This window comes from Nonomuraea sp. NPDC051298 (assembly GCF_055586305.1).
Window position 1 is genome coordinate 403,126 of sequence record NZ_JBVJIM010000003.1, and the last position, 14,078, is coordinate 417,203.

Here is a 14,078-nt window from a genome sequence, read left to right on the forward strand (position 1 = left end):
CTTGCGTTGACCGCCAGGGGGCGGATCAGACCTCGCCGAGGTGGGTGCAGTAGGTGATCGTCGCATCGTCCGCCGCCACCGCATGGCGTGCCTCCGCCCGCCGGACACGACGGATGATCTCGGCGGGTCCGCTCGACGCCAGGACGGCCATGACCCCTGGCCAGTCGGTGAGCCGGAACCGGTCCACGACGCGTCCTGCTCCGTTGCTGAGCAGGACGGCGGCGGTCAGCTCGGAGATCGGACGGCTTCCGGTGATCGCCTCGTCGGCCGCTCGCGGGTCGTCCTTGGCCACCCAGAAGCCGCCCGGCCGGTTCCTGTGGGCGCGCAGGTCCCGCAGGAGCCCGTGGTACTCGTCGCTTCCCTTGACGGCGGCCTCGATCGCGGGCTCGTACGACCGGCTGACGACCACCTCCCGGGGATCGGAGACGACTAGCGGCGCCTCGTCCGCTCTGTCGAGCACGATGAGCGAGTCGCCGAGCGCCAGGTACTCGAGGAGGCCGTCGGACAGGCGCAGGACGGCCACGGTGGCCGACGGGCTGATGGGGTCGGCGACGTCGCAGGTGTCACGGTGATCGCCGGTCACCTGCTCGATGGCCTCGGCGAGCAGCTCGGTAAGGCCGCGCACTGGTGACGAGAGGCTCAAGGGTGACGAGAGGTTCACGGGTGTCAGGAGGCCGAGGAGGGCGCCTCCCAGGCGGTGGGCGTACCAGGCCACGCCGTGCCGGCAGATCGATTCGGCGCCGGGGATGCCGGCGCCGTCGATCAGCACCGCCGCCGTCGGCCCGGCGGCGGTGAAGTCCTCGTTCGCGCGGTCAGCCCGTTTCGCCACGCTCGTCATCGTCACCCGCATGTACGGCCGCCGCCTCCCGCCGGATCAAGGCGTCGACCATACAGGCGGCGACCACACGAACGCCGACCTTCGCGCGCCATGGTCGGCCGGGCGGATTCCCTTCCGTCCGCAGCAGGCGGGAGAGTGGTGCGGGGCGGGGGAGCCGCTGGTCCCGGGGAACAGCCGTGTCATGGGGCTTCTTCGCGCATGGAAGGATTGCGGCATGAGCGCAGTGAAACTCGATGGCAAGGCGACCGCCGCCAAGATCAAGGCAGACCTCACGAAGCGGGTGGCCGCGCTCAAGGAACGCGGCGTCACGCCCGGCCTGGGCACCGTGCTCGTGGGCGACGACCCCGGCAGCCAGATCTACGTCGCCGGCAAGCACCGCGACTGCGCCGAGGTCGGCATCGCCTCCATCCGGGTCGATCTGCCGGCGAGCGCCTCGCAGGCCGACGTCGAAGCGGCCATCGACGAGCTCAACGCCTCCCCTGCCTGCACCGGCTACATCGTCCAGCTCCCGCTCCCCAAGCAGCTCGACACCATGGCCCTGCTGGAGCGCATCGACCCGGCGAAGGACGCCGACGGCCTCCACCCGGTCAACCTCGGGCGGCTGGTCCACATGGTGGATGCCCCGCTGCCCTGCACCCCGCACGGCATCGTGCTGCTCCTGCAGGAGTACGGCGTGCCGATCAAGGGCGCCGACGTCGTCGTGGTGGGACGCGGCATCACGGTGGGGCGTTCCCTGGGCCTCCTGCTGACCCGCCGCAGCGAGAACGCGACCGTGACCCTCTGCCACACCGGCACCCACGACCTGGCCGCCCACGTACGCCGTGCCGACATCGTGGTGGCGGCGGCCGGTGTGCCCGAGCTGATCAAGCGTGACATGGTCAAGCCCGGTGCGGCCGTGCTCGACGTGGGGGTGTCCCGTGTCGACGGCAAGATCGCGGGCGACGTGGCGCTCGACGTGGCGGAGGTCGCCGGACACCTGACGCCCAACCCGGGCGGTGTCGGCCCCATGACCAGGGCTCTGCTCCTCTCCAACGTCGTGGAGGCCGCCGAGCGCCGCCTCCGGTGACAGCGGGCTAGCGGGCTCCGCTTTCAGGCCAGGCCGCTTCCGGGCCGCTTCCGGGCCGCTCCGGGTCGTTCCGCTCAAAGGCCGGTTCGCGCCCGGCGGCGGCCCCGGGCGTCAGGCGCGGGCGGTGTTCAGCGAGGCCAGGTCGGCCTCGATCTTGCGGGCCGTGGCCAGCAGCGGCGGCAGCAGGTCGCGCCGGACGGCCTGCAGGCTCGTACGGGTGGCGTGCGTCGAGACGTTCACCGCCGCCACCGTCCGCCCCGTGCGGTCGCGGACGGGCGCGGCGATCGAGCGCAGCCCCTCTTCCAGCTCCTGGTCCACCATCGCCCACCCGCGCCCGCGCACGTCGTCCAGCTCCGCGCGCAGCGCCGCGGGCAGGACGATGGTGTGCGAGGTGAGCCGTCGCAGCGCGGCCCGCTCCAGGTACGCCTCCAGCTCCTCGGACGCCAGCGCTGCCAGCAGCACCCGCCCCATCGAGGTGCAGTAGGCCGGGAACCGGGTGCCGATGTTGATCGTCACCCGCATGATCCGGGCCGTGGCCACGCGGGCCACGTACACCACGTCCTCGCCGTCGAGGACCGCGACCGAGGCCGACTCGCGTACCTCTGCGGCCAGGCGTTCGAGGTGCGGGTCGGCCACCTCGGGCAGTGACAGGCTGGACAGGAAGGCGTAGCCCAGCTCCAGCACCCGTGGCGTGAGCGCGAACAGCCGCCCGTCGCTGCGCACGTAGCCCAGGTCGGTCAGCGTGATCAGGAACCGCCTGGCCGCCGCCCTGCTGAGCCCGGTCGCGCGGGCCACCTGGCTGAGCGTCAGCTCGGGCTCGGCGGCGCTGAACGCTCTGATCACCGCGAGCCCACGGGCCAGCGACTGCACATGATCGACCATGGTGATCCCCCTTGACAGCGGCCGTCAAAGGCGTAGCTTCCGCGATACGGGGTTGTTCGGTCAGAGAATACATGTGCGCATAGCGAACAAAAAGAGGAGCCAGCCGTGCGTCGCCGCCCTCTCTTGATCCTCGCCGCCTTGCTCGTGGCCGCGTGCGGTGCCACGCAGCCCGCGGCACCCAACCAGGGCTCGGGAACGTCCAAGGTCAACGCCGGAGTGATCGCCATCGTCGACACCGCTCCGATCCACCTCGGCAAGGCCAAGGGCTTCTTCACCGAGCAGCAGATCGATCTCACCATCACGCCCGTCGCCGGTGGTGCGGCGGCCGTGTCAGGAACGGTGAGCGGGCAGTTCCAGTTCGCCTTCGCCAACACGACCTCGCTGCTGACCGCCAAGCAGCAGGGGCTGGACGTCAAGGTCGTCGCCAACGGCGTCTCCTCGACCGGGGAGCAGGGCAACGACTTCAGCGCGGTGCTGGTCAAGGCGGACAGCCCGATCAGGACGGCCAAGGACCTGGCTGGCAAGAAGATCTCGGTCAACCAGCTCAAGAACATCGGCGACACGACCGTACGCGCCTCCGTACGCCGGGCGGGGGGCGACCCGAGCGGCATCGAGTTCGTCGAGCTGCCCTTCCCCGACGCGCCCGCCGCGCTGCAGAACGGCCAGGTGGACGCCGTCTGGGTGGTCGAGCCGTTCGTCAGCCAGGCGATCAGCCTGGGCGCCCGCCCCGTGGCCTGGAACTTCGCCGACGCCGCCCCCGACCTGACCGTGGCCATGTACTTCACCACGGGCACCACGGACGCCGACCTGACCAGGCGGTTCACGGCGGCGATGCGCAAGTCCCTCGAGTACGCCGACGCCCACCCGGACGAGGTGCGCGAGGTGCTGAAGACGTACACCGAGATCGCGCCCGAGGTGATCGCCAAGATCTACCTGCCGAAGTGGCCGGTCGAGGTGAACAGGGCCTCCGTGCAGACCGTCGCCGACCTGGCGCTGGCCGACGGGATACTCAACACCAAGATCGACGTCTCGGCGCTGATTCCGTGATCCGAGGCAACGGACTGCTCGCCAGGCTCGGGTACGGCGCCGCCGGGCTCGGCGGCCTGCTGCTCCTGATGGAGGCGGTGCCCCGGCTCGGCCTGGTGGACGCGCGTTTCCTGCCGCCCGCCTCCGAGATCCTCGCCACGCTGGCCGGGGAACTGGCCACGCCCGCACTGTGGATCGCGCTGGGCGAGACCCTGCGCGGCTGGGCCGTCGGCCTCGCCCTGGCCTTCTGCGCGGCGGTCGTGAGCGGCGTCGTCATCGGCGTCGTGCCCGGCCTGCGCGCGCTGACGAACTCGACCGTGGAGTTCCTGCGGCCTATCCCGTCGGTGGCGCTGGTGCCGCTGGCCACGCTGCTGTTCGGGCCGTCGCTGGGCTCGACGCTGATGCTGGTGGTCTACGCCTCGTTCTGGCAGGTGCTCATCCAGGTCCTGTACGGCGTGGCGGCCGTGGACTCCGTGGCCTTCGACACCGCCCGGTCGTACGGGTTGTCCGCCTGGTCGCGGGTCAGGCACCTGGTGTGGCCCACCGCGCTGCCGTACGTCATGACCGGGCTGAGGCTGGCGGCCGCGGTGGCGTTCATCCTGGCGGTGACGGCCGAGCTGGTCATCGGCAGCCCCGGCCTGGGGGCCGAGATCCAGGTGGCGCAGAGCAGCGGCGCGGTGCCGACCGTGTACGCGCTGATCGTGCTGGCCGGGCTGGTCGGCATCGCGGTGAACGCGGGCGTGCGGCTGCTGGAACGCAGGGTCCTGGCCTGGCACCCGGCCGTACGGGTGGAGGCGGCGTCATGAGGGGCGTCATGAGGGGCTCCACGAGGGTGGTCCGGTGGCTGGCACTGCCCGCTCTGCTGGTGTTGCTCTGGTGGGCGGTCGGCGGCGGCTCGTTCTACCTGCCGGGACCGGCCGCCGTGGGGCGCGCGTTCGCCGAGACCTGGTTCTCCGCGCGGTTGGTCGACGACGTGCTGCCCAGCGTCGGGCGGCTGCTCGCGGGCTACGCGCTGGCCGGGGTGCTCGGCGTGGGGCTGGGCGTGCCGATCGGGTCGTCGCGGCGGCTGCGCGCCACGCTGGAGCCGGTGCTGGAGTTCTTCAGGGCGATCCCGCCTCCGGTGCTGGTGCCGTTGATCATGTTGCTGGTCGGCATCGACACGCCCATGAAGGTGCTGGTCATCGTCTCGGGCTGCGTGTGGCCGATCCTGCTCAACACCGTGGAGGGCGTACGGGCCCTGGACGAGGTGCTCGCCGACACCTGCCGCATGTACGGCGTGCGCGGCGGCTCCCGGCTGCGCCGCTTCGTGCTGCGCGGCGCCAGCCCGCAGATCATGACGGGGCTGCGGCAGGCGTTGTCCATCGGGATCATCCTCATGGTCATCAGCGAGATGTTCGCCAGCTCCAGCGGTCTGGGGTTCACGATCGTGCTGTTCCAGCGGCAGTTCCAGATCGCCGAGATGTGGAGCGGCATCCTGCTGCTCGGGCTGCTCGGCCTCGGTCTGTCGCTGCTCTTCCGCCGCCTGGAGCGGTGGGTGTTGTCCTGGTACTACGGCAGTGGAGCCGCCCGTGCTTGAGATCCACGAGCTGCGCAAGGTATACGAGAGCCCCGGCCGCCGGGTCGAGGCGATCCGCTCGGTCACGCTGGACGTCGGAGCGGGCGAGCTGGTCTGCGTGGTCGGCCCCTCGGGGTGCGGCAAGACCACGCTGCTGCGTTGCGTCGCCGGGCTGCTGCCGGTCAGTGAGGGCCAGGTGCGGGTGTCGGGCGTGCCCGTGACCGGTCCGCCGCCCGACATGGCCGTGGTCTTCCAGGAGTACGGCCGCAGCCTGTTCCCCTGGATGACCGTACGCCAGAACGTGGAGCTGCCGCTGAAGGAGAAGCGCCTGCCGCCCGCCCGGCGGCGCGAACTGGTCGCCGACTCCCTGCGCGCGGTCGGCCTCTCCGACGCCGCCGACGCCCACCCCTGGCAGTTGTCCGGCGGCATGCAGCAGCGGGTGGCCATCGCCCGCGCGGTGGCGTACGAGCCGCAGGTGCTGCTCATGGACGAGCCGTTCGCCGCCGTGGACGCCCAGACCCGGGCCGACCTGGAGGACCTGATCCTGCGGCTGTGGCGGGACCTGGGCGTGACCACGCTGTTCGTCACCCACGACATCGACGAGGCCGTCTACCTCGGTCAGCGGGTCGTCGTGCTCTCCTCCTCGCCGACCACGGTCATGGAGGACCTGAAGGTCGACCTGCCGCCGGAGCGCGACCAGCTCACGACCCGTTCGCTGCCGCGCTTCGGGGAGCTGCGCGGCCACGTCTACCGGCAGATCCAGCGGGCGAGGGGAGAACGGTGACCACCGTCAGGGAGGTCGTCTTCGACGTGCTGCGGCGGCACGGCATGACCACGCTCTTCTGCAACCCCGGCTCCACGGAGGTGCCGCTGCTCGCCGGGCTGCCGGACGACCTGCGCTTCGTCCTGGCCCTGCACGAGGGCTCGGTCGTGGGCATGGCCACCGGCTGGGCCATCGGCGGCCGGGCCCCCGCGCTGGCCGTCCTGCACACCGTGGCCGGGCTGGGCAACGCGGTCGGGGCCATCGCCACCGCCAGGGAGAACCGGGTGCCGCTGGTGATCCTCGTCGGGCAGCAGGACCGGCGGCACCTGGCGCTGGAGCCGTTCCTGACCGGGCGGCTGGGCGGGCTGGCCGGCGACTACCCGGTACGGGCGGACCAGCCGGTACGCGCCCAGGACGTGCCGGGCGCGCTGGCCAGGGCCGGCCACGAGGCGCTCACGTACCGGGGGCCCGCCCTGGTCGTGGTGCCCATGGACGACTGGGAGGCCCCGTACGAGGGGGAGACGACGGCCGCGCCGAGGCGGCTGCTGCGGCCCGCCGCCGTGGCCGACGCCGACCTCGCGCCGCTGGTGGAGCTGCTGGCGGGGGCCCGGCACCCGGCGATCGTGGCGGGCGCGGGCGTGGGCCCCGGGTGGGACGCGCTGGTGGCGCTGGCCGAACGGCTGGGGTGCCCGGTGTTCCAGGAGTCGTTCGGCGGGCGGGCCGGGTTCCCGCAGGACCATCCCCGGTACGCCGGGGTGCTGCCCGCCGACCGGGGGCGGCTGCGGGAGCGGCTGGCGGCGTACGACGTGGTGCTGGCGGTGGGGGCGCCTGTGTTCCGGCAGTACGCGTACGCGCCGGGGCCGCTCACCCGGCCGGGCACGGTGGTCGCGCTGGTGACGGACGAGCCGTCGGAGGCGCATCGCAGCCCGGCCGACCTGGCCTACCTCGCCTCCCCCGCGGCCGTCTGCGCCCGCCTGGCCGCGCTGCTGCCGTACTCCGCCCGCGCCGAGGGCGGGCGCGCCCGGCGGGCACAGGAGCCGAGCCCGGCGACGAGGCTCGCGGCGGGATCTCCAGCGGGGCCTTCGGCGGGGCACCCGCTGCGGCCCGCGGACGTGCTGCGCGAGCTGGCCAGGCGGCTGCCCCGGGACGCCGTGCTCGTCGAGGAGACCCCCTCCTCCCGCCCCGACCTGCACCGGCTCGTGCCCGCCAGGACCTCGCTGGGCTTCGTGTCGGCGGCCATGGGCGGGCTCGGGTTCGGCGTGCCCGCCGCGGTGGGGCTGCGCATGGCGCTCCCCGACCGGCCGGTGGTCGCCGTCGTGGGCGACGGCTCCGCGCTCTACGGCCTGCACGCCCTCTGGAGCGCCGCCCACTACCGGGTGGGCACGCTGTTCGTCGTGCTCGCCAACGGCCGGTACGCGGTCATGGATCGGCTGGCCGACAAACACGGCGGCGGCAAGGCCCCGTGGCCGCCGTTCACCGAGGTGGACATGGGTGCGCTGGCCAGGTCGCTCGGCTGCCCCGCCCTCCGGGTGGACTCGTACGATGGTCTGACCGCCGCCCTCGACGACGTCATGCCCGCGCTCGCCACCCGTGAGAGCCCGCTGCTGCTCGACGTGGCCGTGACCGTGGACCAGGACTTCCAGCCCTGAGGAGGCACACCATGACATTCCTTGACCCCAAGATCTGGACGGGTTCGGTCTTCGACGGCGGCTGGACGGCCTCGCGCGCCGGGGACGCGCCCGTCGTCGAGCCCGCGACCGGGAACGAGCTGGGCCGTGCGGGGACCGCGGGCGCCCAGGACGTGGCGGCGGCCGCCGTACGGGCGCGGCGGGAGCAGCGGGCCTGGGCCGCGACCCCGTACGAGGAGCGGGCCGCGCTGCTGCGGCGGGCCGGGCGGCTGTTCGAGGAGCACGCGCAGGAGATCCAGGACTGGATCGTGCGCGAGTCGGGAGGCGTGCCGGGCAAGGCGGCGTTCGAGACGCACGTGGCCGCCCAGGAGTGCTATGAGGCGGCGGCGCTGGCCTCGCAGCCGCTCGGTGAGGTGCTGCCCACGGCCCGCAGGCGGCTCAGCTTCGCGCGGCGGGTGCCGGTCGGCGTCGTGGGCGTGATCGCGCCGTTCAACTTCCCGCTCGTCCTCGGCATCAGGTCGGTCGCCCCGGCCCTCGCGCTGGGCAACGCGGTCGTCTTCAAGCCCGACCAGCGTACGGCCGTCTGCGGCGGATACGCCGTCGCCCGCGTCTTCGAGGAGGCCGGCCTGCCGAGCGGCCTGCTGCACGTGCTGCCCGGCGGCCAGGAAGCGGGTCAGGCCCTGGTCGCCGACCCGAACATCCCGGTGATCTCCTTCACCGGCTCCACCACGGCCGGGCGCGAGGTCGGCGAGGCGGCGGCGCGCTCGCTCAAGCGCGCGCACCTGGAGCTGGGCGGCAACTCGGCGCTGGTCGTCTTCGACGACGCCGACCTCGGACCGGCGGTCTCGGCGGGCGCGTGGGCGTCGTTCTTCCACCAGGGCCAGATCTGCATGACCTCGGGCCGCCACCTGGTGCACGAGGACGTCGCGGAGGAGTACGTGGAACGCCTGGCCGCCAAGGCCGCCGCCCTGCCGGTGGGCGACCCGGCCACGGGACAGGTGGCGCTCGGTCCGCTGATCGACGCACGGCAGCTCGACCGGGTGCACCGGCTGGTCACGGAGAGCGTCTCGGCGGGGGCGCGGCTGGCGGCGGGCGGGACGTACGAGGGGCTGTTCTACCGGCCGACGGTGCTGGCGGAGGTGCCGGTGAGCGCGCCCGCCTACGCCGAGGAGGTGTTCGGGCCGGTGGCGCCGGTGACCACGTTCGCCACGCTGGAGGAGGCGGCGGCGCTGGCGGCCGACTCGGAGTACGGGCTGTCGCTGGGCATCCTCACCCGGGACGTCATGAAGGGCCTGGCCCTGGCCGACCTGGTGCCGACCGGCATCGTGCATATCAACGACCAGACGGTGGACGACGAGGCAGTGGCCCCGTTCGGCGGCGTGCGCGCCTCGGGGACGGGCGCCCGCTTCGGCGGCGCGGGGGCCAACCTCGACGCCTTCACGGAGACCCAGTGGGTCACCATGCAGGGCGACATCGCCGCCTACCCCTTCTGACCCCGGTGAGGACGGGTCACCGGTTGCGGTAGCTGTCGATGGCCAGGCGGGTGGCGCGGATGGCGGCGTCCGCAGTCTCGTACCGCCGCTGCGCGAGCCCGACGAAGATGCAGTCGACGATCAGCAACTGGCTGATCCGGCTGGCCAGCGCCCCCGGGCGGAAGGCCGTCTCGCGCCCCGCCGACACCAGCGTGTGATCGGCCAGGTCGGCCAGTGAGGACCGCGGGTTGTTGGTGATCGCCACGATCGACGCGCCCGCCTCGGCCGCCGTCCGGGTGGGCACCAGCACGTCGGGCGTCTCGCCGGTGCAACTGATCGCCACCGCCACGTCCCCCTCCCGCAGCAGGGCGGCGCTGGTCAACGCCAGGTGGGCATCGCTGAACGGGTGGCTGGACAGCCCGATCCGCAGCAGCTTCTGCGACAGGTCGGCGGCCACCAGGCCCGAGGCGGCGACTCCGTACACGTTGATCCGCCGCGCCTCGGAGATCGCCTTCACCACCTCCCCGAGCCGGTCGGGGTCGAGCTGGGCGGCGGTGTCGGCCAGGGCGTCGGACTCGGCCCTGGCCACCTTGGCGATCACGTCCGTGAGCGGGTCGTCGGGGCCGAGGTCGCCGGGCACCAGCCGCTCGGGCTCCTTGGCCACGGCCACCGCCGCGGCCAGCGCGAAGCGCATCTGCGAGTACCCGGCGAAGCCCAGCGCCCGCGCCGTACGGACGATCGTCGCCTCGCTCGTCCCCGACACCGCGCTGAACTCGGTGATCGTGCTGCGCACGACCAGCCCCGGGTCGTCGAGGATGATGCGGGCGATGGACTGGGCCGCCGGGGTGAGCGAGGGCAGCACGGCGCGTACGGCCGCGACCGGGTTCGCGGGCTCCATGCTCACGTGAGCAGCCATTCGGCCGCGGCCTGCGCGGACACCCGCGAGATGCCGTGCGTGGCGACGTGGGTGGCGCCGTCGGGAGGGGCGGGCACCCCGGTGTCCACCACGATCACGTCGGGCCGGAGCGCCAGGGCCTTGGCCACGGTCTCGCGCACCCACGGGTGCCGGGCCGCGTCGTGCACGACCAGCACGACCGGCCGGTCGTCGAACGGCGGCAGCTCACCCTCCGCCTCCATCTGCACCCTGGCCGTGTCCGGCAGCACCGCGGCCAGCGCCGCGGTGATCCCGGTCGGGGTGGCGGGGTCCACGGCCTTGCTGAAGCGGGTGTTGACCTCGATGACGAGCGGCCCGCGGCCGAGGGCGGCGGTGCCCGTCGTGGTCAGCGCCCTGCGGGCGGCCCGCAGGCCCGCGTCCTGGTCCACGTCGTCGTGCGCCTGGCGGCGCAGCGGCTCCTGGGCGGCGTACCAGGCGGACACCGCGCGCACCCGGGCGGCGGCCTCGGCCAGCCGCTCCTCGGGGAGCGTGCCCGCGCGTACCGCGGCCACGATCGCGTCGCGCATCTCGCGCAGGCCGTCCTCGTCGCACAGCCCGGCGCAGATGGCGTCCACGCCCGCGTTGAGCGCGCGCACCACGATCTCCCCGGGGGCGGCCAGCGCGGCCACCGCCCGCATCTCGATCGCGTCGGTGGTGAGCATCCCGTCGAAGCCCAGCTCGCCGCGCAGGATCTCGGTCATCACCGTACGGCTCAGCGTCGCGGGCGCGGCCGGGTCGAGGGCGGGGACGAGCAGGTGGCCGGACATGACCACGCGCACCCCGGCCTCGATCGCGGCGCGGAACGGCGGCAGGTCGCGCTCGAAGAGCACCTCGCGCGAGGCGTGCACGGTCGGCAGCGCCAGGTGGGAGTCGGTGACGGTGTCACCGTGCCCGGGGAAGTGCTTGGCGCAGGCCGCCACGCCCGCGCCCTGTACGCCGTCGATGTAGGCGACGGTGTGGCGGGAGACCAGCTCCGGCGTGGGGCCGAACGAGCGCACGCCGATCACGGGGTTGGCCGGGTTCGCGTTCACGTCGGCGGTGGGGGCGTAGTTGAGCGTGATGTCGAGATCTGCGAGCATCCTTCCGATCTGGCGGCCCACCTGTTCGGTGAGTTCCACGTCGTCCACCACGCCCAGCGCCCGGTTGCCGGGGAAGGAGCTGCCGTCCGTGACCTCCAGCCGGGTGACCGTGCCGCCCTCCTCGTCGATGGCGACCACCACGTCGGGGTTCTCCGCGCGGAACTGTCGTACGAGCCGCTCGTCGATCGCGTTGCGCGCGAACAACACCACGCCGCCCAGACCGTCGCCCAGCGCCCGGCGCAGCCAGTCGGGGGCGGAGGTCCCCTCGAACCCCGGGTGCAACACCGTCATCGCCAGTCCGTACAGGTCATCGCTCATCGGCATTTTCCTTCACAGTTGTTGATCTGAAGGTAATTTTCTGTCATCGTCGCCCTCGATACAACCACTTCCGAGAGGCCACCCCCCATGCCCAGCAGAAGGACTCTCCTGAAGGGTCTCGCTCTCGCGACCGCCGCTTCCGCCGTCCCGCTGCCCGCCTTAGCGCAGGCCCAGTACGTTCCGCCGCTGCGCCAGATGCGCGGTATGTGGATCGCGTCCGTGGTCAACATCAACTGGCCGTCCAAGCCCGGACTGAGCGCCGAGGAGCAGAAGGCGGAGTATCTCGCCTGGCTGGACGTGGCCGTGCAACGCGGGCTCAACTCGGTGTTCGTGCAGATCAGGCCGACCGCGGACGCGTTCTGGCCGTCACCGTTCGAGCCGTGGTCACAGTATCTGACGGGCACCCAGGGCCAGGACCCCGGCTACGACCCCCTGGGCTTCGCCGTGGCCGAGACGCACAAGCGCGGCCTGGCCTTCCACGCCTGGTTCAACCCGTACCGCGTCTCGATGCAGGCCGACCCGGCCAAGCTGCACCCCGACCACCCCGGACGCAAGCACCCCGACTGGATCCTGCCGTTCGGCGGCAAGCTTTACTACAACCCCGGCCTGCCCGAGGTGCGCGCGTTCTGCCAGGACGCCATGATGGACGCGGTCACCCGCTACGACATCGACGGCCTGCACTTCGACGACTACTTCTACCCCACCAACACCACGGCCTTCGACGACGCCGAGGAGTTCGCCAAATACGGCGCCGGCTTCCCCGACCTGGCCGCCTGGCGGCGCAACAACGTCGACCTTATGGTCCAGGAGATGCAGGCGCGCGTGCTGGCGGCCAAGCCCGAGATCGCCTGGGGCATCAGCCCCTCGGGCATCTGGCGCAACAAGGGCACCGACCCGCTCGGCTCCGAGACCAACGGCGGCCAGTCGTACGACAACCTGCACGCCGACACCCGCGGCTGGGTCAAGAAGGGCTGGCTCGACTACATCGCGCCGCAGCTCTACTGGTACATCGGGCAGCCGCCGGCCGACTACTCCAAGCTCGTGCCCTGGTGGTCGGACGTCGCGAGCGGCACGAAGACGCTGCTGTGGATCGGGCAGGCCGCGTACAAGGCGGGCGACCCCGCCCAGGCCGCCGAGTGGCAGGCGCCGGGCGAGCTGTCCAGGCACCTGACGCTCAACCGCGACCACCCCGAGATCGGCGGCGACATCTGGTACAACGCCAACGACGTCAAGGTCGACAGGATCGGCTCGATCAGCACCGCGGTCGCCGACCACTACCAGCGGCCCGCGCTCGCGCCCGTGTTGCCGCGCCTGGCCGACGGTGAGCCGCCCAGGCGGCCCGTGGTGGCGTACGCGCTGCGCCGCGACGGCGGGGTCGAGGTGCGGGCGGTGGCCACCGGCAGGGACGAGCCCTTCCTCTTCGCCGTCTTCCGCTTCGACAGGAACGCGGGCTCCGGAGAGTTCGCCGACGCCCGCAACCTGGTCGCGGTCGTGCCGGGCGACCGGCAGGTGCGCTGGACCGACCCCGACGGCAGGCGCGGCCACCACTACTACGTGGTCGCCGTCGACCGGGCCAACCGCACCAGCAAGCCCAGCAACGGCTTCCGCGTGATCTGACCACGTTGCCGCGTGTCCGGCACCCGCGCGGGGTGATCCGAGAGCGCGCTACGCCTGCCCGCGTCGCGGGCCGATCTCCCGGCCCGCGACGAGTCTCCCGGCCCGCGACGAGCGCGGCGTAGCGCCGCTCGGACGCCTGCCGCCGCTCGCCGCCGTGCCCGTACGCCACCGTGCCCGCTCGCGGGCACGGCCGGACGCCCAGGTTCCGACGCTGCCGGAACCCCTCGCCGAAGCCCCGGTCGCGATCCTGTGTTAAGAAGCCCTGCGCCCTGCGGCCGAAGCCTGCTCTGCCGAGGCTCCCGACGACCTCTGTGGCGGAACCACGGGGGTCGGCCGCACCAGGCCCAGCGCGACGACCTCGTTGGCCAGCCGCGTGCGCCTGTTGGTGCCTTCGGGAATCCTGAACTTCTGGTAGAGCCGCAGCAGATGCTGCTTGACCGCGGCCTCGGTCACGACCAGGTCGTCGGCGATCTCGCGTGCGGTCGCCGGGGCGACGAACGCCTCGTCCGACAGCGCCGGCCGGCAGAGCGAGGTCAGCACGTCGACCTCGCGTCTGGTCAGCTCGGGCGCGGCCGCCCTGCGCAACTCGACCTCGGGGGTGAAGTCCTCACGGGGGACTCCACCGATGCGACCCCGTGCCGCGCCGAAGGAGACGACGTCGCCGTCGTCGAGGACCCTCCGGGCGATCGGCCTGCCGTTCACCCGCGTGCCGTTCCTGGACAACCCCAGGTCTACGACGTACAGGTAGGGTCCTCGTCTGATGAACTCGGCATGGAGTCGAGACACGCTGGGATCGGTGAGCCGGATGTCGACACCCCGGCCTCGCCCGACCGTCGTGATCTCGGGGCGCAACGGGACCACCTCGCCAGTGTCCTCGATGCGTATGAACGGCCCCTCCAC

General features: G+C 72.7%; 13 protein-coding genes. 8 read left to right on the plus strand and 5 right to left on the minus strand.

Annotated elements, in window-relative coordinates:
* Positions 1–25: 25 nt before the first annotated feature.
* Positions 26–829 (minus strand): integrase, encoded by an 804-nt coding sequence (locus ACZ6S0_RS12000; RefSeq protein WP_465915742.1) that lies wholly within the window; start codon positions 827–829, stop codon positions 26–28.
* A gap of 223 nt (positions 830–1,052) precedes the next feature.
* On the opposite strand from ACZ6S0_RS12000, the gene ACZ6S0_RS12005 reads away from it, so the two are divergent.
* Positions 1,053–1,904 carry a bifunctional methylenetetrahydrofolate dehydrogenase/methenyltetrahydrofolate cyclohydrolase gene (locus tag ACZ6S0_RS12005; RefSeq protein ID WP_465915743.1) on the plus strand — a complete coding sequence of 284 codons (852 nt, stop codon included), beginning with the start codon at positions 1,053–1,055 and terminating at the stop codon, positions 1,902–1,904.
* 111 nt (positions 1,905–2,015) lie between these two features.
* Here ACZ6S0_RS12005 and ACZ6S0_RS12010 read toward each other — a convergent pair whose 3' ends face one another.
* Positions 2,016–2,786: an IclR family transcriptional regulator domain-containing protein gene (locus tag ACZ6S0_RS12010; protein WP_465915744.1), complete on the minus strand. Its 771-nt coding sequence runs from the start codon at positions 2,784–2,786 to the stop codon at positions 2,016–2,018.
* 105 nt (positions 2,787–2,891) lie between these two features.
* On the opposite strand from ACZ6S0_RS12010, the gene ACZ6S0_RS12015 reads away from it, so the two are divergent.
* The 6 genes from ACZ6S0_RS12015 to ACZ6S0_RS12040 are packed head-to-tail and all read left to right on the plus strand — an operon-like array spanning position 2,892 to position 9,251.
* The gene (locus tag ACZ6S0_RS12015; RefSeq protein WP_465915745.1) at positions 2,892–3,833 is read left to right on the plus strand and encodes an ABC transporter substrate-binding protein; all 942 of its coding nucleotides are present in this window, start codon (positions 2,892–2,894) and stop codon (positions 3,831–3,833) included.
* Positions 3,830–4,618, plus strand: coding sequence for an ABC transporter permease (locus ACZ6S0_RS12020; RefSeq protein ID WP_465915746.1), 789 nt, complete (start codon positions 3,830–3,832; stop codon positions 4,616–4,618). Before ACZ6S0_RS12015 ends, ACZ6S0_RS12020 begins: the two co-directional genes overlap by 4 nt.
* Positions 4,615–5,388 carry an ABC transporter permease gene (locus ACZ6S0_RS12025; RefSeq protein WP_465915747.1) on the plus strand — a complete coding sequence of 258 codons (774 nt, stop codon included), beginning with the start codon at positions 4,615–4,617 and terminating at the stop codon, positions 5,386–5,388. Before ACZ6S0_RS12020 ends, ACZ6S0_RS12025 begins: the two co-directional genes overlap by 4 nt.
* Positions 5,381–6,151: an ABC transporter ATP-binding protein gene (locus tag ACZ6S0_RS12030; protein WP_465915748.1), complete on the plus strand. Its 771-nt coding sequence runs from the start codon at positions 5,381–5,383 to the stop codon at positions 6,149–6,151. The genes ACZ6S0_RS12025 and ACZ6S0_RS12030 overlap by 8 nt, the downstream gene beginning before the upstream one ends.
* The gene (locus tag ACZ6S0_RS12035) at positions 6,148–7,779 is read left to right on the plus strand and encodes a thiamine pyrophosphate-dependent enzyme (protein WP_465915749.1); all 1,632 of its coding nucleotides are present in this window, start codon (positions 6,148–6,150) and stop codon (positions 7,777–7,779) included. The genes ACZ6S0_RS12030 and ACZ6S0_RS12035 overlap by 4 nt, the downstream gene beginning before the upstream one ends.
* 11 nt (positions 7,780–7,790) lie before the next feature.
* Complete coding sequence (locus ACZ6S0_RS12040; protein WP_465915750.1) at positions 7,791–9,251, plus strand: benzaldehyde dehydrogenase; 1,461 nt, start codon at positions 7,791–7,793, stop codon at positions 9,249–9,251.
* Positions 9,252–9,267: 16 nt separating this feature from the next.
* Here ACZ6S0_RS12040 and ACZ6S0_RS12045 read toward each other — a convergent pair whose 3' ends face one another.
* Both ACZ6S0_RS12045 and ACZ6S0_RS12050 read right to left on the minus strand, forming a co-directional pair.
* Complete coding sequence (locus ACZ6S0_RS12045; RefSeq protein ID WP_465916134.1) at positions 9,268–10,128, minus strand: MurR/RpiR family transcriptional regulator; 861 nt, start codon at positions 10,126–10,128, stop codon at positions 9,268–9,270.
* Positions 10,129–10,130: 2 nt separating this feature from the next.
* Positions 10,131–11,561 (minus strand): glycoside hydrolase family 3 protein, encoded by a 1,431-nt coding sequence (locus ACZ6S0_RS12050; RefSeq protein WP_465915751.1) that lies wholly within the window; start codon positions 11,559–11,561, stop codon positions 10,131–10,133.
* 87 nt (positions 11,562–11,648) lie between these two features.
* Between ACZ6S0_RS12050 and ACZ6S0_RS12055 the strand changes: the two genes are divergently transcribed.
* On the plus strand, positions 11,649–13,178 hold the full coding sequence (locus tag ACZ6S0_RS12055; RefSeq protein WP_465915752.1) for a glycoside hydrolase family 10-like protein: 1,530 nt from the start codon (positions 11,649–11,651) through the stop codon (positions 13,176–13,178).
* Between the two features lie 252 nt (positions 13,179–13,430).
* Here the strand turns inward: ACZ6S0_RS12055 and ACZ6S0_RS12060 are convergent, their stop codons facing one another.
* Complete coding sequence (locus ACZ6S0_RS12060; protein ID WP_344896681.1) at positions 13,431–14,078, minus strand: FHA domain-containing protein; 648 nt, start codon at positions 14,076–14,078, stop codon at positions 13,431–13,433.